This is a genomic window from Paenibacillus sp. FSL H8-0282, assembly GCF_037963825.1.
GTDB classification, from domain to species: domain Bacteria; phylum Bacillota; class Bacilli; order Paenibacillales; family Paenibacillaceae; genus Paenibacillus_AQ; species Paenibacillus_AQ odorifer.
This window is the reverse complement of sequence record NZ_CP150146.1, coordinates 2,545,470-2,566,519: the sequence shown is the minus strand read 5'-3', so window position 1 is coordinate 2,566,519 and position 21,050 is coordinate 2,545,470. Positions and strand designations below refer to the sequence as shown.

Here is a 21,050-nt window from a genome sequence, read left to right as displayed (position 1 = left end):
TGACCTTATACACAGTATAATCCCATAATCGGGATGCTATCGGACTCCATAATCGCTATTGGCAAAAAAAACACAAAATATGAACCTCTTCATAAGAAATAACGTCACTGGAGTCCGAAACCCTGCTCAAACGGAGATAAACCTAAGAACCAAACCCATGATGCCCAAGAAACTAAAGTAACCCAAATAACCAAACTAGCCAAAGACCCTCAATATGTTACGGACCGTATTGCAGCTATTTGCGCTTTTTGGTCATTTTTACAGAAGTATCGGACCGTATAGCTCTTATCACCATGTAACAGTGCTGAATCGGTGTGGTTATGAGTATATAGCTGCAATATAGTCCGATAGCTCGCCTAAAACGTTCGAAATGGAGAAATAAGGTCATCTGAGTCCGAGCGGTAAAGGTCATGCAGAAACTAATGCCTGATGTCGGTTGGTTTACGTCCAGGAACACAGTCTACCCGAGTACCCGATCATTAAACTGAAAGTTTCATTATTCAGTTGAGCTGTTTCCACTTTTGCTCAAGCGTTTGCGGAACATACTCCTTCAAAAGAGTCAAGAGTTCCAACGGCTCGTTGGATACGTTTAGCAGACTTAGATGCGAAGAATTAGAGAAGCCTTCTTGGATACTGTTATGTATCAGATTCATCAGAGGATCAAAATAATTCCTGATATTTAGAACCCCTACCGGCTTCTTGTGTATGCCAATTTGTGACCAGCACAAAACCTCAAAGAGCTCCTCATACGTTCCAAACCCTCCAGGCAAAGCAATAAAGCCATCTGCCAGCTCTCCCATTTTTGCTTTACGGCCATGCATATCCTCTACTTCTATCAACTGCGTTAACTCTCTATGTACCATTTCCCCATTAAATAATCCTCTAGGCATTACCCCGATTACCTCGCCTCCACCATTCAAAACAGCATTAGCGACTTCACCCATTAATCCGATTTTTGAACCACCGTAAATTAAACGATAATTATGCATAGCCATGTAGTTACCAAGTTCAACAGCTTTAGCTTTATAATCCTCATGCACCCCTAAATTCGATCCTGCGAAAACACATATTGATTTCAAAATCTCATCTCCAAACTATATATTGATAATGTCCGCTATCTAATATACTATATGTTGGAGTATAAATCATGTGATAGATTAAGGAGTGCTACATAATATGGAAATTAATGATGTGCAGAAATGGATTAATCATTTTTATGGAGAACGAGGCTGGACTACTTATGGTCCTTTTATAAGAGTCGGATTCTTAATGGAAGAGACCGGTGAAGTCGCTCGAGCTGTACGCTCCTATGAAATCGGCAGAGATCGACCGGATGAATCGACTCGTACTCCAGAGCAACTGAAAAACGACTTGATTGAGGAAATCGGGGATGTTCTCGGAAATATCGCATTGTTAGCCGACTTATATGGCATCACATTAGAAGAAGCTTTTACTGCACATAAAGAAAAATTAGTGAAACGATTTAATTCCTAGGGACGAAGTAATCCTAAAAAAATAGGACTACAATCGGCAAGACCGAATTGTAGCCCTTCTTTATTTTACTCTTTAAGCCCTGTTAAGCTTTACCGCCTAAAGTATGATTCGAAATGGCTTTGATTATTGTTTCCCAATCATCCGGGTGGACTTCGTGGCCCGTTCCTTCCAGGGTTAGAAGCGACGCATCAGGAATTTCCGCCGCAAGCGCCAAGCCATGCTCTATAGGAAGCACCGTGTCTTCTGTGCCGTGGATAACCAAGGTAGGAACCATGATATTTTTTGCCTTGCCCTCGTAGCCGTCATCCCCTGTAAGAAGAGAATGATTAAACATGCTAAGCAAGTTGTTGGCACGTTTTATTTCCAGCCTTACTTGTTTATACGCTCTTTTCTCATCGAATTTATGTTTTGAACCACAGAGTATGCCGGAACCTGAAACCAAATAATTGGCTACCTCTTCCTCATTAGACCAATCCAGTGTTGCTCCATTTGCATGGAATGCGAGGATCCGCTCATCCATAGGAGGCAAGTTCCGATCATTATCGTCAGATTCGAAAAAACTTGATGCGATCAAGGTTAAGGTTAGAACTTTTTGCGGATGACGTGTAGCAAGGACTTGCGCAATCATTCCGCCTAAGGACATTCCAACGATATTTGCCTGTTCTATATTATAGGCGTCTAGTAACCCAGCAGCATCATTTGCCATGTCCATCACGGTATAATTGGAACTCCCAGGCTCATAAACAACGGAACGTCCGACATCCCGGTTATCATAACGAATAACGTAACGTCCGGTATCTGCTAATCGCTGACAGAACTCTTCATCCCAATAAACCATAGAACAGGTGGCACCCATAATCAGCAATATCGCAGGATTGCTAGGATTTCCAAAACTTTCCGAACATATATCAATTCCGTTTACTTTTACTATTTTTTCGCTCATTGTTCATTCCTCATTTCATTCGAATTTTATCAATGAATGCACAGTTAAATAAGACTCAATACATTTTCAAAAAAATGGATGATGTCATCATTGAATTGCACCTCAAATTAACGTAAACGAATGAATTTGATAATCACGATAAGCACTCTCCTATTCCATATTGAAGGGTTTTTAACCCAATTTCGATTATAACACAAAAAAGCTATCCCCTGATTTTACGGATCAGTGAGATAGCCTCCTATTTATCGCCACAAAAATATTCGTTAAATAAATACTTCTTCAACAGTCAAATTACGCTCTTTAGATAAGTCTCTGAACGTAGTCTCATTTATTTTTACCAGAGGTTTGAAAATATCCAACGGATTATTCATAATAATCGTACCTTGCTCACCATTGCTAAGCTGAACGCTCTTACCCACAAAATTCGGCAATAAATGTCCGATCAGAGCTTGTACCGCATTTCCATTCAGCTTGCCAAATCCAAGCTCATGTACCTTGCGCAAAACGTTAATCAGGCCTTGTTTCGGTTGATTCGCTCTTCCTAAGGTCATGCCTACATAAGTATTTGCGACAGCAACAATCTGCGTATACGGGTGCAAGTCCTGTTTACGGAGATTGTTAGGATAACCTGTACCATCCTCGAATTCATGATGCTGAAGCGCCACTAGTGCGGTCTTTTCGTCATTCATCGATTTAAGGATAATGTCGTATCCATACGTAGTATGACGTTTTAGTTCTTCTGATTCTTCGGGAGTTAAGTTATCCGTCTTATTTAAGATATGTGGAGCAATCTGGCTTTTTCCGATATCGTGCAAATAACCGGCTCTACTAATCTCAAATCTTTCGGCTTTTGTATGACCTAACCAAGTCGCTATGTAAAACGATAACAGTCCGACCTGCAATGAATGATTGTATGTACTGATATCATCACGTTCCAGCAGCAATAATAAAGAAACGACATCCTTTTGTTCATCCAATTTCTCCAGCAATGGCTGCAGCGTATTATCAACATCCGACTGCGTAAAGCTACCCTTGCTGAGTGCTTCCAGAAATATAGATTCATAGTTTTGGATGGCTTGATCAAAATTACCATCTATCCCTTGTGCCACATTCATTTCTTCATTATCCAGCACCATCATGCGTGGTTCAATATCGACATAATCAATCTGATGCCTCATCAGGATGGTGATTTCTTCTCCGTAGACCACTGTCCCCTTCGGAAGCACGTGTAGGCCAACACTATTGAATGTATCTGTGATTAGACAATCGCCATGTTTGAGATCTGTGACATGAGCTTTCAAAATTCAGCACCCCTTACTATATGTAGGTATATTTTACCTTAAGGATAGCTAAATTCTTCCAAAGTAACAATATGGTTAAAGACTCATTAAAGCACTCGGTTAGTTCAAAAGACCCCCGCGACTTCAGCACCCCTAAATCTATTTTTAGAGATTAAGCCTTACATTTATCCGTCTTACACACTACCTAAAAGGGATTGCTAAATTCAGCGATTACTTTCCCAATCAACTTATCCTTCGACACAAATGGAGTATCCCACAGATGAGCATCATAGCTTATATTCCGGTTATCTCCGAGAAAAAAATAATGATCGGCGGGTACCGTAACCGGTCCAAAAGTGTAATCCATCTGTTCATTGAGGTAAGGTTCGTTAACCTTCGCTCCGTTTCGGTAAAGTGCGCCATCTTTAATTTCCAAGGTATCTCCAGGCAGCCCCATTAGCCTTTTTACATATCTTTTATTCTCATCACCAGCTACAGGTGGCGTAAATACAACAATATCTCCATGCTCCAGTGTGGTCATCCATAACATTTTCTCAACAATTAAGCGATCATTGATTTGAATCGTTGGGATCATAGAGCCCGTTGGAACTCTCATGGCTTCAGCAACATAGGTTCTAACAAACAAAGAAATAACCACTGCGATCACAATACTCGGCAACCATTGCTTCATAAATTTCAACATTATTGCTCACCTCACATTCATTTTATAGAGTCAAACTTTTTTTAGCTGGTTCATATTCAGTTCATATTGTCGTCATGTATAGTTCATCTTCATCGGGTAAGCTTTCTTTAGCAACTCATTAAGATAGCTAGAATAAAGCGATTAGAACAGGAGAAGATGCGATTGAAACCAGAAGAAGAGGTTATTAAAAAAAGGATGAATAAACCGCTGAAAATTATACTTATTTCCTTAGGGGCTTTAGCTACTGCAATAGTACTTTTTCTAGTGACTGTTTTTGTCGCTAATATTTTCCTCAATAAATCGGACCAAGCTAAAATAAAACCCTATGGTCAGTCTGTAAGCGTCGATGGTAAAAATATGAACGTTTTGATTCAAGGAAAGGGTGAAGAGACAGTCGTGCTCTTACCTGGTTATGGAACGGTGGCACCGGGACTTGATTTTAAGCTGTTAATAGATGAACTATCTCCATTTTACAAAGTTGTCGTGATTGAGCCTTTCGGTTATGGATTAAGTGATAGAACTGAAAAAGAGCGAACCACAGAAAACATTGTGAGTGAAATTCATGAAGCTGTAAAGCAGCTTAATATTGACCGTTATATTCTAATGGCACACTCTATTTCCGGTATGTACAGTTTGAATTATGTGAACAAATATCCAAACGAAGTGAGTGCATTTGTCGGGATTGATAATAGTATTGCAACGGAAGACAGAATAGGTGTTAAAATACCAACAGGAAAATTAAAACTACTTAGAGAATCAGGCTTGGGCAGATTGTTATTTAAATCAAGTGGAAATCCCTATGCTGAATTGCCGTTTGATGATGAAACTAAAGAACAATTGAGATTGCTTACGCTTAGAAACACTTATAATTACACTAACTTAAATGAAGTGGAACATATGTCTTCTAATTATAAAGGGGCTCTAAATTCAACTTTTCCAAAGGATCTCCCCCTTTTGCTCTTTGTTCAAGGGGATGATACTCTCTTAAAAGATTGGATATCATTGCATGAAGAGCAAGTCAAAAATTCCGTACAAGGAAAATTGGTAAAACTTGATGCAGGACATTATCTGCACCATACCAAATCAAAAGAAATCGCCGAAAATTTTAAGACATTTATGGAAGAAATAAAATAAAAAGCGTTTCTTCTATTCTCCATGCTGCGGTCATCATGTGCAAGTTTCCTTGCATTTCATGACGCAGCATTTTTTCCTTAGTATTTAAATCTCGAACCGCTCAATAATTCGATTCATTTCCCCATCAACATCAATTGAAGTATTCTTAGGAATATGAATGACGAACAAACCGCCAAAGATCAACTCACATTTGCCTTCATTCTCTATAATTCTATGTTTAAAAGCTGCAATGGCCGTTGAATCAACAGCTTCTTTACTAAGCAGCCAAGCGTATCTTTTGAAAGGAGATTTCTGAACAGTCTCTTGGTAATAATAGACTCCATTTTCTTCCTTCACCTGTATAATATCTCCCATTGTAACAGCCGGATTAAAAATCGGTGTCTCTTCAATTCGAAATTTATCTTTGCCAAATGGAGTAACATCGAGGATTTCTATTTCACGGCCATCTGCGTTGAAGCAGATATGGATTCCGGACGATTCTAGCATCGGCACACCTCTATCCTTGTTCAATATCTAATCTTGTTCATTCTAAATAACACAAAACAAAGTAAATACATTAGACTCGTAATCCCGAACAACCTAAAGATTCCGGGTGTTAATAACATATATAAACTGTAGGGAAAACTCCAGACAAATGCAAGCAGCATTAGCCGACTTCTGTTTAAAAAGACACCTATTGCTAATAACCCCGCCGGTAATAACAACATAATTATACTAATCACAAGAGTGGAGCGATTCGTAATCTCAGCATAAGGATTGATGAATATAAAAATTAGCCATAAAAAAACGGTCATCAAACTGGACACATAACCTATTAGTTTAATGATTGTTAAATTTATGGATGACTCCATCCTATCACCTCAATTCTTTCGCAATAATTCTCTCCAGCCACTTCCATGGAAGCAGCGTTTTGCCTAAGATTAAGATTCGCGTACCTTTGCCGATAGGATAACGTAGCCGTGGTGCCTTCATTTCGGTAATACGACCGATAAGATTAGCTACTTGACTAGGGTCAGGCGCTGTCTCAGCAGTATGTTTGGAATATCGTAGCACAGCGTCAAGACGCGCTTTATACGGAGAATCCTCCTTACGTCGAATTTGCTCCATGCCTTTTCCCCATATCGGTGTTCGGAAGGAGCCCGGTTCAATTAATACCACCCTTATTCCATAAGGGGACATTTCATGACGCAGGCTTTCGCTGAAGCCTTCAACAGCAAATTTAGAAGCTGCATAAGGCGCATAACCTGGAAATCCGGATAATCCACTTACACTTCCCACATTAATAATCGTGCCGCTCTGCTGTTCTCGCATAATGGGCAGCACAGCTGTTGTCACAGCCACTAATCCAAAAAAGTTCGTCTCCATTTGCCGCCGCCATTCCTCCATAGATATTTCTTCTATGAAACCACCAATGGCAAAACCTGCATTATTGACTAGAACATCAATTCTTCCAAATGTTTCGTGTACTGAAGATATTGCTGTCTCTATAGAATCGCTGTCAGTTACATCCATGGTCATTAAATGAAGCTGCTTTAAAATTCCTGCCTGTTCTGCCTGCTGCACCAGCTCGCCTTTACGGCTTAAATCACGCATGGTTGCTATCACCTTAAACCCCTGTCCAGCTAATTTGAGCGCCGTCAGCAGTCCAAATCCACTGGAGGTTCCGGTAATCAGGGCCACACGATCGTGCCCATACTCTAGATGTGAACTCATATTTACTCCCCTTTGTATTTCACAATTACAAAAACAAGCACAAATGTTCTATTATTCATTGACTATCCATTAATTTCAAGTTATAGTAAGAGCATCTTTTATATTTCTGTGCGGGAGAAGCACCTCGCAAGACAGGCGTCAATGCCTATCTTGGAGGTGCTTTTTTGCGTATATTAACTAATTCATTAAGGAGCTGAGAGGAATGTTTAAGCCAAAAAACACCGTCAGATGTAGAACGAACATTTTCAGAATTAGGGGTTTAAAATGGATGGCTCAAGTAGTGCTGGTAGCAGCTTTCTTAACCTGTAACCTCACACTTGTGTCTGCTGCTACTGGCTGGGATTCCGCGCTGGATGACATTAACAGTCTTCATGGTAATTATACCGCGCTTCAAGCCACCCTCAAGACAGATAACTCAAAAATTCAGAAGTTACGCAAACAGAATAATGACGCTCTGAAATCTATTCGTACCGTCATACAGTCAACAGATCAAGCACTGTTAAGCCGCTTATCTTCAGAAGCTAGCTCAGTTCAGAAGAAACATGCTCCCCTTCTGGAACAATACAGCACACTCAGTAAACAGTCTACCGCAGCCAAGAAAGCTAAAGACTTGAAAACAGTCACATTGCTGGACCTGAAGCGTAATAAACTAAAGGCTGCTGTAACCCTCGCCCGAGCCGAAATTAAGACAAAGACAACCGCTTTGGCAGCCGCTCGCAAGCAAACCGCTGCTAAGCTTAAACCCGTCAAAGATGCGTTGGCACCCATCACTGCTTTAAAGAAACAAATAACTGCCGAGAGTAAGAATCTCGCTGCCACGCAGAAAGTACGCGCGGAAGCTGACAAACAATATAAAGCAGCTGTTAAGCAAGGAGATGCAGTTAGAGCCGCCACAGAATTGAAATCATCCTATGAGCAAATGAAACGAATTCATTCCATGCAGCAGAATATTTACAGCTGGGAACAGAAGACTTCGCCAGCACTACGAGCAGCAGAATCTAAACTTCCCTAATGATTATGATTCGACCCCACCGGCTCAAATCAGCTTCACTAACATACTAATTAATTGGGCTGCAGGCACAATTAGGAGCTGAGCAAATATAGTGCCTACAAATCGTGAACCCATCAATACCACATATATTTTTCCTAGCTGATCACGGTATTCTACATTTTCAGTAGCCTTATGGGTAATAAGACCAAGCTGTGGGTCGATAAATATGGTCAGCAGAATAGTCGCCATACCGTTAATCAGTCCGGAAGCTTGAGAAGCAGTCGTGCTATATTGAGGCATTAGATGAGCAGCGTACAAAGATGATATAACACCTACGGTGTAAAAGGCTGTAACAAAAACATTCATCACAATAAAACGTTTAGGAATCCCCAGGTATCTGAAGTTATATAAGTTCACTTTTGGTTTTCTTATGTATTTTCTTGTGTTCTTAAGTTGCCCGATCGTCACACTGGTAAGCAGTTTTGGGATAGAACCTTCGATTTCAAGCTTAGAGATGATTCTCCCAAACAAGCCTACAAAGGTAGGGAACACAGCAATGGCAATTAAAGTCCCTAATGAAGAAGCCAATAATATAATTCTCAAGTAATTAAGAAGTGGAAAATCGGAATGTATTTTGGCATAATCTACGAATTTAGCCGTCAGTGGAGCTTGGATCATATTTGCAGTTCTTGAGACGAGAACAATAATGCCTGTGAGAGATAACGCAATGGCTATCTTGTTCAGCTTCACTCCGGCGTATCGTACCGAATACGATAAGGTTTCTGCCGTGTGAATAATCATCGTAAGCAAGCATACCACAATCAAACTATTTACCATTTAAAGGTTCCTCTCCAATAAACACTATTTATTATTTCGGTGCACCTTTTGGTGAAAGTATTGATCCAATCCATAACAAAGGGCAATGCCCACTAAATATCTAACAAGGTCGATCCACAGGAATCCTTTTCCGAGAATTAGACCACCCAATACTGTAGAACGGATGCTGTTGATCCACTCCGCTTGATACAGCTGGCTAAATTCTATGCCGAAGCTAAACACCAAACTCCATACAAAGGCGAGCCTTAGCTTTTGATTTACCAGTAGAACCCGAAACATAAAATAAACCATACTGCCCCAAAGCGCATCTCCGAAATGTCTAGATACAAACAAAGGCAGCTGATCCGTGAATACTCTAGTGCTTAACCCCAATACAATAACAACGAGGCAGATACAAATATAAAAAAGTCTTTCTTTCAGATCATTGATCCTCATTTCCAACCTCTATCCAGCTTCTGACTTAAAATTGATGCTTGCGATAATACTAATCATTGCGATATAAAACGGATAAATAATCATGGCCCCTATTATGATCAGTCCTGTTACCGGTGCAGGTTTATCTGCAGGTTCTGTAATTGGGAACCAGGTTGCGAATAAACTAATGAACAGAATCAAATAGGGAAACCATAGGATCGTAGTGAAATACATGGATTTTTTTCCGCTCAAATATTTTTTTGTAAGCCAAATAAATACTATAGAAGATAATAAAAATAAAACAAGCTTGAAGATAAACAGCAAGGTATCTACTTTTCCCAGCTCCAAGCCGGAAATTCTGCTGATTCGATAAATATTCAATGGCAGCTCTATTACAACAAACAACATAAAGGCATAAAGTACGCTTAATGCATTCAGCTTTATAAAATATTTCATCTGTTCAGCACTTCGGAGTCCCACAGCCGCTCCACATGGGTAAGCTCCAATTCTTCAAATTCCAGCTTATAAATATCCGGCTTGGACGTCTGTTCAAAGAACTCATATCCATACTTCTTATCGAAGTAATTCAGGATAATGGTCATGATATTCCCATGCGTACCTAATGCGATTTTTCCGCCTTTATGCTGTTGAATTAATTGCTTGATGACAGGAATTGCACGCTCTTGTGCTTCCTGGGTACTCTCTCCATCCGGCATTTTATATTGCTTGTCGTTGAACGATGTCCGAATGCCCTGCAGAAAATCATCTTCACTGATTTCAATCTCGACACTTCCGATTGCTCGTTCTCTGAGTTCTTCATACAGTTCAATCTCTTGGTTCGAAGCTTCTGCCAAATATTTAATTGTCTCTACGGCTCGTCTATATGGGCTGGATACAAAATATGTAATTTTCTCCTCCGCCAAAAGTTCTTTGATTCTATAAGCGTCTGCGTGTCCTTTTTCGGATAATCCCCGTTCCCGCTCGTTCCCTAATACAAAAGGTGACACTGCATGTCTAACCATATAAATGTATGTCTTCATGAGGCACTCCTCTCAGTCACTCAAATATCGTTGCAGTCTTCTCTCGGTCTTTTATAAAAATCTCTCTAGGATAAAGAATTGCAATCTCTGGCAGCTCGTTCTCTTTGAAAAATTTAAATTCTTCGATCTCCCCATCTATAGCTCTAAGCGTTCCTCTGATGATAGAGCACTCAAATACAATAACCGTATATTCTACCTGATCGCCATTACTATATTCGTATCTATATTTCGCTCCACCAAAAACTCCTAAAATCGACGTAGGATGAACCATCAACCCTGTCTCTTCATATACCTCTCTGCGTAAGGTTCTTCCGGGACGCTCCCCTGGCTCAATCGCTCCCGCAGGCAATCCCCACAAAGATTCTCCTGGCTTGCGGATGAACAGAATCTCATCCTCTTTATTTCTTACTACTGCAGCTACGGAAGGCATCATTAATAATTCTGAGCCCACTTTCCCACGAATCCCTTGATAGTACTCAGACATCGGCATATTGATCATCCATCCTCTCCGTAAATGGGTTTATAATCTTTCTTTTAAAAAGCTGATCACGTTTATTTTCTCACCGTCTGGCTGAACATTACATTGAGATAACTCGACATTAAACCGCTCACCTGTCTCTATTAGTTCAATCGCTTGGCATACATATTCGATCTTCCCAGGACTACTACTCCATGCATCTCTTGTATCATCCTTTACCCAATGAAGCTCTTTACCATTAGAATAGAAATCATGAATTAACCGTCCACTATCCGTGGTTGGCTCAATCAACATCAGGTTATCTCCTTTACCTTCACTAAACCTTTGAACGGTTTCTTTCATCCTGTTTAAATCTTTTTGATCAAAATGTATTAAAATATCATCATGTTTAGACTCATCTGAGCCTGTCTCACCTAGATCGGCCGCCAACACGCCTACAAGCACAGCAATCATAAATAACTGCACAATGATTATCCATGTTCTAAATTTCATAGTTCCCCCTAATTTCTTTCCTTGGACTTCCCAAAAACCCACTATATGTATATTAGACATCACTATGAAGGAATCCTTTAGATTTCACAATATGCATAGCCGTGGACAAAAAAAGCTTCCGAACTCAAAAAATGCTGAGCTCCGGAAGCAGTTACAATGAGGTGAGACTTAGTGTTTACCTTTTGTGCCAGCAAGCTGTACGATCATAATGACAAGAACGAGCAAAGCAATGAGCTGATCAATACTCATCTGCGTCCGCCTCCTATCCCAAATGAAGGATGGCTCATCGGACGGCATTTCCTCTCCCAAGGACACTGCTTCGTTCCCCTTATACACACTATGTATCCTACAGCCTATTTATTACTTAAAGAATGCCCTGCCCGTCCGTACGTGCGAGTTCCTGCTCGACTTCATCCAGCTGATCTTCGCCAAATACTTTAAACCCATTTTTCCTCAACAGCTCCGTAGTGGTGCCCTCTCCCGGTGCTTTCGTATCCTTAAAGGTTCCATCATAAATATACAGGCTTCCGCATGAAGGACTGTCTTGTTTTAAAATAGCTAATGCAACCTGATGCTCCCTAGCCAGCTTTAGTGTGGCTTGAGCCCCCTTCATAAATGGCTCCGTAACATCGACGCCTGCCCCCGTCACTACCCGATCTCCTTGCCGCTGTGCGTCAGGACGAGGGGTTGGCAAACCTCCCACTACCTCTGGACAAATATGGACAAAACGCCCTTCCTCATACCACTTTAGGAATCGGGCATCGAGACACGGAACATCGCCATTATCATAACGTACTTTATGCCCTAACAGACATGCGCTCACTAGAATCTTCCCTGTCATCGTTATCGCCACCAGTCCGTCTAGTATTTAATATATTGCTATATTATTTATGACTAGAAACGGATATGCAATATCGAAATGCCTGTCCACGAAATGTTTGTGCTTGATACACAAAAGAAGACTCGTAGTACACATATAGAAAACCATTATTTCTGATATTGAGGGGTTTTCTCCATCCGATACCGGCTCCAGCAGGTCCATAATAAATCCGCCATAAAGTAGAACCCCACGATCGGAAGCACGAATTTCCAAATAGGCTGAACACCCGAATATAAAAGCTCCATAAGCGGCTGAATTACATACACACTAGCTACTGAAAGCCCCCACCAATATAGAGAAAAACGCAGGCAAATATGCCCTTGCAGTTGATAAGACATTCCTGAGTAATCCCACCATTGCTTATGGAATACCGTTTTTAACAGCCAACCGCTTATAAATTCAACAGCAGAAGGAATGATTAGCGCAAGAAATAGGAAAAGCGGAAGTGGCAGCGTCAAATCTCTAGCAATCAATAGCAATAGTGGAGCAAAGCCATACATCGGCTTAAATGGACCTTTTAGAAATCCTTCTTTGCGAAAGCTTCCATTACTGTATAAATTATAGGTCCCTTCCAATACCCAACCTAAAAAGGAATAGACCATAAAATAAAAAAAGTATTGGCCCACCACAGTAACTGCTATATCTCCACTTAACGAAAATATAGGAATAATCATGACCTAATCTCGCCTCCCGTTGTCATTATTTTCTTAGTTGTCCATCCGGCCCTATTATGTCTTGATCGTTCTGGAAATATGCGCACAAAAAAAGACATAACCCAAAAGGTTATGCCTCCATTCCAGAATTCCAGGAGTAAAAGTCTCCCACTTGTTACCTTCTAATTATTTATGCTCTTCTTCATGAGGTGTCGTCAGCAACTGATCGTCGTTTGGTTTCTTCAGTGCATCCATCTTAAGCTCACTGCGTACGCCAAAGTTTGAACCGTACTTTTTCTCAAAGTTTCCTGCGAGAGCCTCACCACGTTTTTGCCGGTAACGGCTGTTCTCATTCCGACTACGCATTCCATTTCCTCCCTGTTGGCAAAGATCTGTGAAATTTGCGAAAAGCTAAGACGAACTTGGAGAAAACACTCTGATGAGGTTGTACTTTTATTTATTATACAATACTTAAGTATATCATCAACAAAAACAGACTGTCCCCTAAAGGACAGCCTGTCTTCCGAATCATTTACTCCAAATTATCGGGAAGCGGATCTGGGTGTGAGGATTCAGCAGGTTTGGCTACCCACTCATCTGCCTCTGGCTCGATGTCTACACCGTTCTCCATCTTCTTAATTTCAGCTAATGAATCGCCTTCTTTATTTCCCTTGTTGCGGATTTCCGCTTCATCTTGTGTGTGATTGGACATGTGAAATCCTCCTCAGGTGCTTTGCTTTTTTTGTTCCTTAGTTATAGTTACCCGATGGAGTGTTTTGCAAACATAGTCCAATTAAAAGAATAATTTAAGGGTACATCATCCACGCTACAAGTGGGCCGATACAAGAGCCAACTATGGCGCAAACAGTCATCGCAACCGAGCTCATCGAAACGGATTGTTCACCATATTCCAAGGCCTTTGCTGTTCCTAGAGCATGAGAAGCGGTTCCTAGACCAATTCCGATTCCAACCTCACTACGAATTCTAAACAGTTTGATGATAAAAGGTCCGCCAATCGCACCTGTAAATCCAGCAATCATAACAAATACAGAGGTTAAAGAAGAGTCCCCACCTAAGCTGTTCGAGATCTGTATCGCTACAGGTGTAGTGATCGATTTAGGTAATAAAGATAAAACATATAATTTAGAGAAGCCTAGACCTGCCGCCAAAAGCAGTCCACTAAACATCCCTATAAGCAGACCTACAATGGCTCCGCCCAGAATTGCCGGGAGATTCTCAATCAACACATTACGTTGTTTATATAATGGGTAGGCTAACGATACTACAGCAGGACCGAGCAGCTGATTAATCCATTGGCCGCCTATCATATATGTATCATACGGAATATGAAAATATAGTAGTAAAGTTACAACAATCACTGTTGCTGTAAGCGCGGGAATAAGTACAGGAATACGAAATCGTCTATATACTACTGACATCATCAAATAAATAGCTACGTTAAGCAGTACAATACCTGTTGCGATAAAAAACATTATATTTCCTTCCCCTTTTCGCTTAGTCTCTTGCCGCTCCATCCCGCTTTCAGCTTGTTGTTTACGCTAGTAAGCCATTGGCTAGAATGTGCAGCTGCGGCAATCGTGAGAACACTGCTAACGATAAGGATTAGGATTAATAGTAAACCTCTACCACTAAAGATATCCATATGATTCACGATCCCAGCTGTCGCTGGAATAAAAAATAACGGAAGATAAGCTAATATCGTTGTAGCACCCTCTTCAATCCACTTCACAGGCACGACCCTGAATAGCAATAGAACAAAAAGTAACAGTAATCCTACGATACTCCCGGAAACGGGGAGATGCAGTTGCTTTTGCAGATAGTCCCCAGCCAAGTAGAACAAATATAGCAGGAACACTTGGATAATAATGCGAATGATTTTCATGATGCAGGATCCCTTCATTATTAAGTTAAAGCGATAGCGCTAATATGGAGTCACCTTCATAAGGGTATCAGAGTTTTCATGAAACTTTCAATTACTTTTTGAATCTTATAAGAAATATCGCAAAAAAACCTGCAAAATCCTCAGAATACAGAGACTTTACAGGCTCAAAGATTAAGATTCAATTTCGTTAAACCCACTGAATTACTTGCTCTGCACCTTGACGCGTCTTACCACGTGGTTCGTTCAGCCGATATCCGAAAGCTGCCATACAGGAGATTCCAAAATGCTCAGCGTCCAAAATCCCTTCTTCTTCCAGAATCTGCTCAACCTTAGCTTTATCAAAACCTTCCATTGGGCAGGAGTCGATCCCGATTAACGCAGCTGAAGTCAGCATATTCCCAAGCGCCAGATAAGTCTGCCGGCAGCTCCATTCGAACATTGCCCGCTCATTCTCCATCAGTCCGAAATCAACCTTCAAAAACTTATCAAAAACTTTACGTTTTCCTTCCATTCCTTGCGGAGGCAACTCCTGCACATTCTCCATGATCCCTTTAATATAATCGGAGTCAGCAGCCATATCTTTAGGAAGACGTGAGAGAATAAGCACAAAATGGCTTGCGGTTGCCAATTGCTTTTGTGCGCCCCAGGCATAAGGACGTAATTTTTCACGTACTTCCGGACTTTGTACTACCACAAAACGCCAAGGCTCGAATCCGAATGAACTTGGTGACAATCGTCCAGTTTCCAGAATAAATTGAAAGTCCGATTCACTAATTTTTTTATGGCTATCGAATTCTTTAGTTGCATGTCTGAACTGATATGCAGACAGGATTTCATTCTTGTTTAACGATAAAGTATCCATGAGTAACACTCCCTTTACTTGATTAGCATCGACGAGCATTTGACTGTTTGCCGATCACATGCTTAATATTAGTGTATATATCACTTCTTTAAAAGTACGCACAATAATGTTATGTAGTATACAAAATGATACCATGGGAGTTGAACAGCTATGCGTGACCGAAAAGGTGGCTTCGGAAATTTCCCGGAAAGCAACAAAGAAGCTTGCCCTGTAGAATTCACACTGGACGTTATAGGAGGCAAATGGAAAGGAATTCTCATCTATCACTTGATTGATGGCACGAAACGTTTTAACGAATTCCGCCGGATCTGCCCGGGCATTACCCAACGTATGCTGACCCTGCAACTAAGAGAGTTGGAAGAGGATGGGGTTGTACACCGTGAGGTCTACCATCAGGTTCCCCCAAAAGTCGAATACTCTTTAACTGAATTCGGCAAGACACTGATTCCTATTATTAAACTCATGAAAGATTGGGGCGAGGTGTACAAAACAAAACAGCTTTCCGCAGAAAGCTGTCCTGAAGGTACAGATATTACGGTGTAGCTCAATGCTGCACCTTTTATTTTTCCCCATTAAAAAACGCTGCAGCTTTTTCCTTATGTTCGTTGGTTACCTGACCGGATATCGCTTTAATGCCTGCTGCGATAATCGCTGCATCATCTGTAAATCCAAGGCCTAGAATCGCATCGGGTATAGCATCTATAGGAGAAATAAAATAAGCCAATGCACCGAAAGCAATTCCTTTCGCCCATAAAGGTGTTTTAGCGTCGACGGCACAATAATACATTGCGATAGCATCTTTAGTAAATGGAATTTTGCCTGCGAACTTTTTAGTTTTCGTCCAAAAATTTTGCGTTACCATTTCCTCATTTTCTTTGCTATATGGAAATTCCTCTGCAGTGAGCTCCATGCTATTCTTGACCTTATCCTTCTTCATTGCCGGTTCCCTCCGAAAGGTTCATATGACGTACATACCTAAAGTATTCCCTCAATTGAGGTTTATATCTTTAAGATAAACTAAAGTCCGTATCCTGAACCTACTTACGATTAATTGATCGCTTTGATTTTCGTTAAATCGCTGCTGCATAACACTTCAAGATTCTTAAAGATTCGCTCAGCATCCCAATCCCACCACTTCAGCGCTTCAAGATATTCGATCATTTCATCATCAAAACGTTGTCTGATCACTTTGCAGGGATTTCCTCCAGCTACACTATACGCCGGAATATCCTTTACAACTGTAGAATTGGCTGCGATAACTGCTCCGTTTCCAATATGCACACCTGGCATAACCGTAACATTTTGTCCAATCCAAACATCGTTTCCGATGACTGTATCACCTTTTAGCGGCAGATCTTTTAAATCCGGGACCGCCTGTTCCCAGCCATGGGCCATGATATTAAACGGATAGGTCGAAACCGAATTCATCCGGTGGTTGGCACCATTCATGACAAATTCAATGCCTTTGGCAATCGCGCAGAATTTTCCAATAATAAGCTTATCGCCAATAAAATCATAATGATGAGTCACACGTTCCTCAAACTTCTCTGCACCGTTTATATCATCATAATAGGTATAATCGCCAACAATGATATTGTCTCTTGTAATCGCATTTTTTATATAGCAGATACTTTTAATTTGTTCATTGGGATAGAGCGTATTCGGGTTCGGTCCATATTGTTTCATAGTTTGCGCCTCGCTCTCTTTTGGATAAAACATAGCAGAGATCAGAGCTGAATTCAAATCATGTACGATTCATAAACATAAAAAAGCGGCTACCTGCCGGTAACCGCCTATCTTTTATCTACTTATATTGTTAAAGTTCGTTCTACTTCACTTCTACTTCTACCTCTATCTTTTCGATAAAACCTCAGCCTCATACTGTTTCACTTCATTTAGCCAGCTTTCCCGGACCGGTACGCCATTCTTCGCACAATAATAATCCCAAATGGCTCCAAACGGATACGATTTAAATTCCTCGACCAAGGCAAGCCTTGAAGTGTAATCTCCATCCAGCTCAATTTGCTTCAATTGCTCGATTGGCTCCAGCATGGCACGAAGCAAAGCTTTTAATGTATTTCGTGTTCCGATCACCCAAGCAGCAACATGATTGATACTTCCATCAAAAAAATCTAATCCAATATGCGTTCTGTCCAGAAACTGACCACGAACCAGTTCACGGGCAATCTCGAGCAGCTCATCGTCCATAGTTACCACATGATCACTATCCCAGCGTACTGGACGGCTAACATGCAGCAGTAATTGATCCCCAAACAGCAACCAGGAAGACAGCTTATTCGAAATCGTCTCGGTTGGATGGAAATGCCCAGCATCGAAGCACACCGCCTTACCCCGGCTTAGCGCATAACCCATATAGAATTCATGTGAGCCAACCACGTAACTTTCCGAACCAATACCAAACAGCTTACTTTCTACAGCATCAATGTTATATTGCTGATCGATTTCCTCGCTGAAGATTTCATCGAGTGACTGCTGAAGCCGTACCCTTGGTGACAAGCGGTCGATCGGCGTATCTTTATAACCATCTGGAACCCAAAAATTAGTGACACAAGGCTGACCTAATGCTTGACCAAAGGACTCGGCGATTCGACGTGAAGCCTTGCAATGAGCGATCCAGAAGTTGCGGATCTCAGGATCTGGGTGACTCAGTGTAAAGCCATCATTTGCTTTTTCATGAGAAAAACAGGTAGGATTGAAATCCAATCCGAGTCCCTGCTCTTTGGCCCAGCTCACCCAGCGCTCAAAATGCTTAGGCTCTAACGCGTCGAGATCTACAGTCTCTTCTGTATCCGCATAAATAGCATGTAAATTTATTTTATGTTGCCCTGGGATGAGTGCTAGAGCCTGTTCCAAATCCCGGCGCAGCTCCTCCGGATTCCCGGCCCGCCCCGGGTAACTTCCGGTGACTGCGATCCCGCCGCTCAGTTCTTTTTCCTTATTCAAAAAACCCTTCACATCATCACCTTGCCAACAATGCAAAGAAATCTTAATTTCCGCTAGCTGCTCCAACACTTTATCTACGTCGATCCCATGCTGTGCGTAAAGCTTTTTCGCTTCATTGTAGCTGTTCTGAATGCTCTGTAAGCTCTCTTTACTCTGCTCCATGTTTGAGCCTCCTGATTTTTAACTTAGTGTGTTTTAGATGAGGCACTTTTGCCTCTCTTTCGCTCGTGTTCCGCGTATTGCGCTCGATGAGAGGCATTTTTGCCTCTCTTTAGCTCACTTTCCGCATACGCCGCACGATGAGAGGCACTTTTGCCTCTCTTTAGCTCGTGTTCCGCGTATCGCGCACGATGAGAGGCACTTTTGCCTCTCTTTGGCTCGTTTTCCGCGTACTCCGCTCAAAGAGAGGCACTTTTGCCTCTCTTTAGCTCGTTTTCCGCGTATTGCGCTCGATGAGAGGCATTTTGGCCTCTCTTTCGCTCGTTTTCCGCGTATTGCGCTCGATGAGAGGCACTTTTGCCTCTCTTTAGCTCGCGTACCGCGTATCGCACTCGATGAGAGGCATTTTGGCCTCTCTTTGGCTCGTTTTCCGCGTATCGCGCTCGATGTGAGGCACTTTTGCCTCTCTTTAGCTCACTTTCCGCATACGCCGCACGATGAGAGGCACTTTTGCCTCTCTTTAGCTCGTGTTCCGCGTATTGCGCTCGATGAGAGGCACTTTTGCCTCTCTTTCGCTCGTTTTCCACTAAACTTAGCTACTAATTAACGACCTGCAGCCGGGCGAACTGTGCCAAAGCCGCTTCTTTGGTCGTGGGGTCCATCCCCTTCGGTATATAAGATGTTACTTGGAATGAACGACTTATAATTTCTCTCGCCTCTTGAAGATCAGTTACAGCACCCGTGCTGATCATCTGCACAACCAGATTGCCTAAAGCCGTAGATTCTGTTGGTCCGGCGTGAATTTCCATCTCCAGCAGATCTGCCGTAATCTGGCACAACAGACCGTTATTCGCACCTCCGCCAACGATATGCAACCTCTCTAAGTTGTCACCCGTCAATTGCTGGAGATCCTGAATGTAGAAATAATAAGATAAAGCAAGACTATCAAAAACACATCGAGCTATTTCCCCAGGCGTTTGAGGGACCAGCTGTCCTGCTTCCACACAATAGCTGCGGATCTCGTCAATCATGCTCTGTGGATTCATAAATCGTTCATCATTGCAATAAATGATCGATCTAAAGGGGATTTCTTGTGCTGCCAGCTCTACCAGCTCGCCGAAGCTGTATTGTCCGCCGTACTCCTCACGAACCTTTTGAATCAACCACATGCCCATAATGTTTTTAAGAAACCGGAATGAGCCGTAGGCTCCCCATTCATTCGTATAGTTGCGTAACATTGCCTCTTTACTTGTGATGGCTGAACCCCGTTCCACCCCGATGAGTGACCAAGTACCACTACTGAGAAATCCCCATTTCTCGCTGTTTGCCGGAACCCCTAATACAGCTGATGCTGTATCATGAGAGGCTACTGCTATGAACTCGCAATCTGGAAGATCACCGCGAGCCGCCAAGTCCTCCGTCAACCTCCCAACGGGTTCCCCAGGTTCTGTTAAGGGAGGGAATTGCTCTTTTGAAATACCAAGCACCGACAGAAGATCCTCATCGTAATCACGAGTGTGAAGATTCAGCATCCCAGAGGTGGAACCTATCGTCACTTCACTAATCTTGCGACCCGTAAGCCGATAATAAAGATAATCAGGGACCAGCAGGATGGAATGTGCTGCTTCCAGCTCCGCCTGATCATGCACAAACAGTTGATACAACGTATTTATCGGGAGATATTGTATCCCCACTTTTCCGTAAACGCTTTCAGTTGAGATGTTACGATGCAGCCTCTCTATCGCTCCATCCGTTCGGGAGTCACGATAAGAAAAAACCTCATGGATCCGCGCTCCCTCCTGATCGAGAAGTACATAATCGACACCCCAAGTATCGATGCCCACGGTGCAGCGCTCGATCCCTCTAGCCTTGGCCTGCTGTAAGCCCTTGACGATTTCAGCAACTAAATAATCTATATCCCAATATAGATTACCATTTTGTTCAGCGAATCCATTACTGAAGCGATGAATTTCTTCTATAGACAGGGTTCTTCCCGGCTGCTGCAAGGTTCCACAGACCACTCTCCCACTAGAGGCTCCGATATCAACAGCAATATGATTCTGAATTTGATTATGAGCTTGTGTATTCATCCCTATACAACACTCCTTAT

The 21,050-nt window shown here is 41.9% G+C and carries 28 protein-coding genes; 4 read left to right on the top strand and 24 right to left on the bottom strand.

All coding sequences use genetic code 11. The features are described 5' to 3' along the window. Positions 1 to 500 precede the first annotated feature (500 nt). Positions 501 to 1,079, bottom strand: a complete 579-nt coding sequence (locus NST94_RS11035; protein WP_076193859.1) for a TIGR00730 family Rossman fold protein — start codon at positions 1,077 to 1,079, stop codon at positions 501 to 503. Between the two features lie 97 nt (positions 1,080 to 1,176). Between NST94_RS11035 and NST94_RS11030 the strand changes: the two genes are divergently transcribed. Then, a complete protein-coding gene (locus NST94_RS11030; RefSeq protein WP_076130332.1) occupies positions 1,177 to 1,494 on the top strand; it encodes a MazG-like family protein in 318 nt (105 codons plus the stop codon). An 82-nt stretch (positions 1,495 to 1,576) separates the two neighbouring features. Here the strand turns inward: NST94_RS11030 and NST94_RS11025 are convergent, their stop codons facing one another. The 3 genes from NST94_RS11025 to lepB form a co-directional block, all read right to left on the bottom strand. Continuing rightward, positions 1,577 to 2,437 carry an alpha/beta hydrolase gene (locus NST94_RS11025; protein WP_076303031.1) on the bottom strand — a complete coding sequence of 287 codons (861 nt, stop codon included), beginning with the start codon at positions 2,435 to 2,437 and terminating at the stop codon, positions 1,577 to 1,579. Between the two features lie 263 nt (positions 2,438 to 2,700). After that, the gene (locus tag NST94_RS11020) at positions 2,701 to 3,738 is read right to left on the bottom strand and encodes an HD domain-containing phosphohydrolase (protein WP_076130334.1); all 1,038 of its coding nucleotides are present in this window, start codon (positions 3,736 to 3,738) and stop codon (positions 2,701 to 2,703) included. A 184-nt stretch (positions 3,739 to 3,922) separates the two neighbouring features. Then, positions 3,923 to 4,420 carry a signal peptidase I gene (gene lepB, locus NST94_RS11015; protein ID WP_076130335.1) on the bottom strand — a complete coding sequence of 166 codons (498 nt, stop codon included), beginning with the start codon at positions 4,418 to 4,420 and terminating at the stop codon, positions 3,923 to 3,925. 156 nt (positions 4,421 to 4,576) lie between these two features. Between lepB and NST94_RS11010 the strand changes: the two genes are divergently transcribed. Continuing rightward, positions 4,577 to 5,554, top strand: a complete 978-nt coding sequence (locus tag NST94_RS11010; protein ID WP_076187003.1) for an alpha/beta hydrolase — start codon at positions 4,577 to 4,579, stop codon at positions 5,552 to 5,554. An 84-nt stretch (positions 5,555 to 5,638) separates the two neighbouring features. Here NST94_RS11010 and NST94_RS11005 read toward each other — a convergent pair whose 3' ends face one another. Beyond that, positions 5,639 to 6,040, bottom strand: coding sequence for a DUF4265 domain-containing protein (locus NST94_RS11005; protein WP_076130337.1), 402 nt, complete (start codon positions 6,038 to 6,040; stop codon positions 5,639 to 5,641). Between the two features lie 369 nt (positions 6,041 to 6,409). Continuing rightward, positions 6,410 to 7,267, bottom strand: coding sequence for an SDR family oxidoreductase (locus tag NST94_RS11000; RefSeq protein ID WP_076130339.1), 858 nt, complete (start codon positions 7,265 to 7,267; stop codon positions 6,410 to 6,412). Between the two features lie 268 nt (positions 7,268 to 7,535). On the opposite strand from NST94_RS11000, the gene NST94_RS10995 reads away from it, so the two are divergent. Next, entirely contained in the window at positions 7,536 to 8,279 is a 744-nt protein-coding gene (locus NST94_RS10995; RefSeq protein ID WP_339281960.1) for a hypothetical protein, read from the top strand. Positions 8,280 to 8,303: 24 nt separating this feature from the next. Here NST94_RS10995 and NST94_RS10990 read toward each other — a convergent pair whose 3' ends face one another. The 14 genes from NST94_RS10990 to NST94_RS10925 form a co-directional block, all read right to left on the bottom strand. Next, positions 8,304 to 9,095 (bottom strand): lipid II flippase Amj family protein, encoded by a 792-nt coding sequence (locus tag NST94_RS10990; RefSeq protein WP_036689792.1) that lies wholly within the window; start codon positions 9,093 to 9,095, stop codon positions 8,304 to 8,306. Between the two features lie 24 nt (positions 9,096 to 9,119). Next, on the bottom strand, positions 9,120 to 9,530 hold the full coding sequence (locus tag NST94_RS10985) for a DUF2809 domain-containing protein (RefSeq protein WP_076218742.1): 411 nt from the start codon (positions 9,528 to 9,530) through the stop codon (positions 9,120 to 9,122). A 9-nt stretch (positions 9,531 to 9,539) separates the two neighbouring features. Then, positions 9,540 to 9,989 (bottom strand): hypothetical protein, encoded by a 450-nt coding sequence (locus NST94_RS10980; protein WP_339281959.1) that lies wholly within the window; start codon positions 9,987 to 9,989, stop codon positions 9,540 to 9,542. Then, on the bottom strand, positions 9,962 to 10,549 hold the full coding sequence (locus NST94_RS10975) for a histidine phosphatase family protein (protein ID WP_076130342.1): 588 nt from the start codon (positions 10,547 to 10,549) through the stop codon (positions 9,962 to 9,964). Before NST94_RS10975 ends, NST94_RS10980 begins: the two co-directional genes overlap by 28 nt. Positions 10,550 to 10,565: 16 nt before the next feature. Beyond that, positions 10,566 to 11,039, bottom strand: coding sequence for an NUDIX domain-containing protein (locus tag NST94_RS10970; RefSeq protein WP_076130372.1), 474 nt, complete (start codon positions 11,037 to 11,039; stop codon positions 10,566 to 10,568). Between the two features lie 30 nt (positions 11,040 to 11,069). Then, complete coding sequence (locus NST94_RS10965; RefSeq protein ID WP_076130343.1) at positions 11,070 to 11,519, bottom strand: DUF4362 domain-containing protein; 450 nt, start codon at positions 11,517 to 11,519, stop codon at positions 11,070 to 11,072. A 168-nt stretch (positions 11,520 to 11,687) separates the two neighbouring features. Then, positions 11,688 to 11,834: a hypothetical protein gene (locus NST94_RS10960; RefSeq protein ID WP_155288116.1), complete on the bottom strand. Its 147-nt coding sequence runs from the start codon at positions 11,832 to 11,834 to the stop codon at positions 11,688 to 11,690. 49 nt (positions 11,835 to 11,883) lie between these two features. Next, complete coding sequence (locus NST94_RS10955; protein ID WP_076218746.1) at positions 11,884 to 12,360, bottom strand: DUF523 domain-containing protein; 477 nt, start codon at positions 12,358 to 12,360, stop codon at positions 11,884 to 11,886. A gap of 146 nt (positions 12,361 to 12,506) precedes the next feature. Then, positions 12,507 to 13,073 (bottom strand): putative ABC transporter permease, encoded by a 567-nt coding sequence (locus tag NST94_RS10950; RefSeq protein ID WP_036689784.1) that lies wholly within the window; start codon positions 13,071 to 13,073, stop codon positions 12,507 to 12,509. A gap of 165 nt (positions 13,074 to 13,238) precedes the next feature. Continuing rightward, positions 13,239 to 13,418, bottom strand: coding sequence for a hypothetical protein (locus NST94_RS10945; protein ID WP_076218748.1), 180 nt, complete (start codon positions 13,416 to 13,418; stop codon positions 13,239 to 13,241). A gap of 166 nt (positions 13,419 to 13,584) precedes the next feature. Further along, positions 13,585 to 13,764, bottom strand: coding sequence for a hypothetical protein (locus NST94_RS10940; protein WP_280752761.1), 180 nt, complete (start codon positions 13,762 to 13,764; stop codon positions 13,585 to 13,587). Between the two features lie 94 nt (positions 13,765 to 13,858). Then, positions 13,859 to 14,545 carry an LrgB family protein gene (locus NST94_RS10935; RefSeq protein ID WP_036689780.1) on the bottom strand — a complete coding sequence of 229 codons (687 nt, stop codon included), beginning with the start codon at positions 14,543 to 14,545 and terminating at the stop codon, positions 13,859 to 13,861. Next, entirely contained in the window at positions 14,545 to 14,973 is a 429-nt protein-coding gene (locus NST94_RS10930; protein ID WP_256716148.1) for a CidA/LrgA family holin-like protein, read from the bottom strand. Before NST94_RS10930 ends, NST94_RS10935 begins: the two co-directional genes overlap by 1 nt. A 169-nt stretch (positions 14,974 to 15,142) precedes the next feature. Continuing rightward, entirely contained in the window at positions 15,143 to 15,817 is a 675-nt protein-coding gene (locus NST94_RS10925; protein WP_076130347.1) for an NAD(P)H-dependent oxidoreductase, read from the bottom strand. Positions 15,818 to 15,967: 150 nt separating this feature from the next. Here NST94_RS10925 and NST94_RS10920 point away from each other — a divergent pair, with 150 nt between their 5' ends. Next, positions 15,968 to 16,360 (top strand): helix-turn-helix domain-containing protein, encoded by a 393-nt coding sequence (locus NST94_RS10920; protein WP_076130348.1) that lies wholly within the window; start codon positions 15,968 to 15,970, stop codon positions 16,358 to 16,360. A gap of 16 nt (positions 16,361 to 16,376) precedes the next feature. Here the strand turns inward: NST94_RS10920 and NST94_RS10915 are convergent, their stop codons facing one another. The 4 genes from NST94_RS10915 to rhaB form a co-directional block, all read right to left on the bottom strand. After that, positions 16,377 to 16,754, bottom strand: a complete 378-nt coding sequence (locus NST94_RS10915) for a YkvA family protein (RefSeq protein WP_081383451.1) — start codon at positions 16,752 to 16,754, stop codon at positions 16,377 to 16,379. Positions 16,755 to 16,864: 110 nt separating this feature from the next. Continuing rightward, complete coding sequence (locus NST94_RS10910) at positions 16,865 to 17,503, bottom strand: Vat family streptogramin A O-acetyltransferase (protein WP_076130349.1); 639 nt, start codon at positions 17,501 to 17,503, stop codon at positions 16,865 to 16,867. Between the two features lie 165 nt (positions 17,504 to 17,668). Next, a complete protein-coding gene (gene rhaA, locus NST94_RS10905) occupies positions 17,669 to 18,943 on the bottom strand; it encodes an L-rhamnose isomerase (protein ID WP_280752759.1) in 1,275 nt (424 codons plus the stop codon). 596 nt (positions 18,944 to 19,539) lie between these two features. Beyond that, positions 19,540 to 21,030 (bottom strand): rhamnulokinase, encoded by a 1,491-nt coding sequence (gene rhaB / locus NST94_RS10900; protein WP_280752758.1) that lies wholly within the window; start codon positions 21,028 to 21,030, stop codon positions 19,540 to 19,542. Between the last annotated feature and the right edge of the window lie 20 nt (positions 21,031 to 21,050).

Bases quoted from the DNA above. Each gene is read 5' to 3' on its own strand.
- NST94_RS11030 (WP_076130332.1), top strand. From the start codon at position 1,177: ATGGAAATTAATGATGTGCAGAAATGGATTAATCATTTTTATGGAGAA.
- NST94_RS11025 (WP_076303031.1), bottom strand. From the start codon at position 2,437: ATGAGCGAAAAAATAGTAAAAGTAAACGGAATTGATATATGTTCGGAA.
- lepB (WP_076130335.1), bottom strand. From the start codon at position 4,420: ATGTTGAAATTTATGAAGCAATGGTTGCCGAGTATTGTGATCGCAGTG.
- NST94_RS11010 (WP_076187003.1), top strand. From the start codon at position 4,577: ATGCGATTGAAACCAGAAGAAGAGGTTATTAAAAAAAGGATGAATAAA.
- NST94_RS11005 (WP_076130337.1), bottom strand. From the start codon at position 6,040: ATGCTAGAATCGTCCGGAATCCATATCTGCTTCAACGCAGATGGCCGT.
- NST94_RS11000 (WP_076130339.1), bottom strand. From the start codon at position 7,267: ATGAGTTCACATCTAGAGTATGGGCACGATCGTGTGGCCCTGATTACC.
- NST94_RS10995 (WP_339281960.1), top strand. From the start codon at position 7,536: ATGGCTCAAGTAGTGCTGGTAGCAGCTTTCTTAACCTGTAACCTCACA.
- NST94_RS10990 (WP_036689792.1), bottom strand. From the start codon at position 9,095: ATGGTAAATAGTTTGATTGTGGTATGCTTGCTTACGATGATTATTCAC.
- NST94_RS10985 (WP_076218742.1), bottom strand. From the start codon at position 9,530: ATGAGGATCAATGATCTGAAAGAAAGACTTTTTTATATTTGTATCTGC.
- NST94_RS10975 (WP_076130342.1), bottom strand. From the start codon at position 10,549: ATGAAGACATACATTTATATGGTTAGACATGCAGTGTCACCTTTTGTA.
- NST94_RS10970 (WP_076130372.1), bottom strand. From the start codon at position 11,039: ATGCCGATGTCTGAGTACTATCAAGGGATTCGTGGGAAAGTGGGCTCA.
- NST94_RS10965 (WP_076130343.1), bottom strand. From the start codon at position 11,519: ATGAAATTTAGAACATGGATAATCATTGTGCAGTTATTTATGATTGCT.
- NST94_RS10955 (WP_076218746.1), bottom strand. From the start codon at position 12,360: ATGACAGGGAAGATTCTAGTGAGCGCATGTCTGTTAGGGCATAAAGTA.
- NST94_RS10950 (WP_036689784.1), bottom strand. From the start codon at position 13,073: ATGATTATTCCTATATTTTCGTTAAGTGGAGATATAGCAGTTACTGTG.
- NST94_RS10945 (WP_076218748.1), bottom strand. From the start codon at position 13,418: ATGCGTAGTCGGAATGAGAACAGCCGTTACCGGCAAAAACGTGGTGAG.
- NST94_RS10940 (WP_280752761.1), bottom strand. From the start codon at position 13,764: ATGTCCAATCACACACAAGATGAAGCGGAAATCCGCAACAAGGGAAAT.
- NST94_RS10935 (WP_036689780.1), bottom strand. From the start codon at position 14,545: ATGTTTTTTATCGCAACAGGTATTGTACTGCTTAACGTAGCTATTTAT.
- NST94_RS10930 (WP_256716148.1), bottom strand. From the start codon at position 14,973: ATGAAGGGATCCTGCATCATGAAAATCATTCGCATTATTATCCAAGTG.
- NST94_RS10925 (WP_076130347.1), bottom strand. From the start codon at position 15,817: ATGGATACTTTATCGTTAAACAAGAATGAAATCCTGTCTGCATATCAG.
- NST94_RS10920 (WP_076130348.1), top strand. From the start codon at position 15,968: ATGCGTGACCGAAAAGGTGGCTTCGGAAATTTCCCGGAAAGCAACAAA.
- NST94_RS10915 (WP_081383451.1), bottom strand. From the start codon at position 16,754: ATGAAGAAGGATAAGGTCAAGAATAGCATGGAGCTCACTGCAGAGGAA.
- NST94_RS10910 (WP_076130349.1), bottom strand. From the start codon at position 17,503: ATGAAACAATATGGACCGAACCCGAATACGCTCTATCCCAATGAACAA.
- rhaA (WP_280752759.1), bottom strand. From the start codon at position 18,943: ATGGAGCAGAGTAAAGAGAGCTTACAGAGCATTCAGAACAGCTACAAT.
- rhaB (WP_280752758.1), bottom strand. From the start codon at position 21,030: ATGAATACACAAGCTCATAATCAAATTCAGAATCATATTGCTGTTGAT.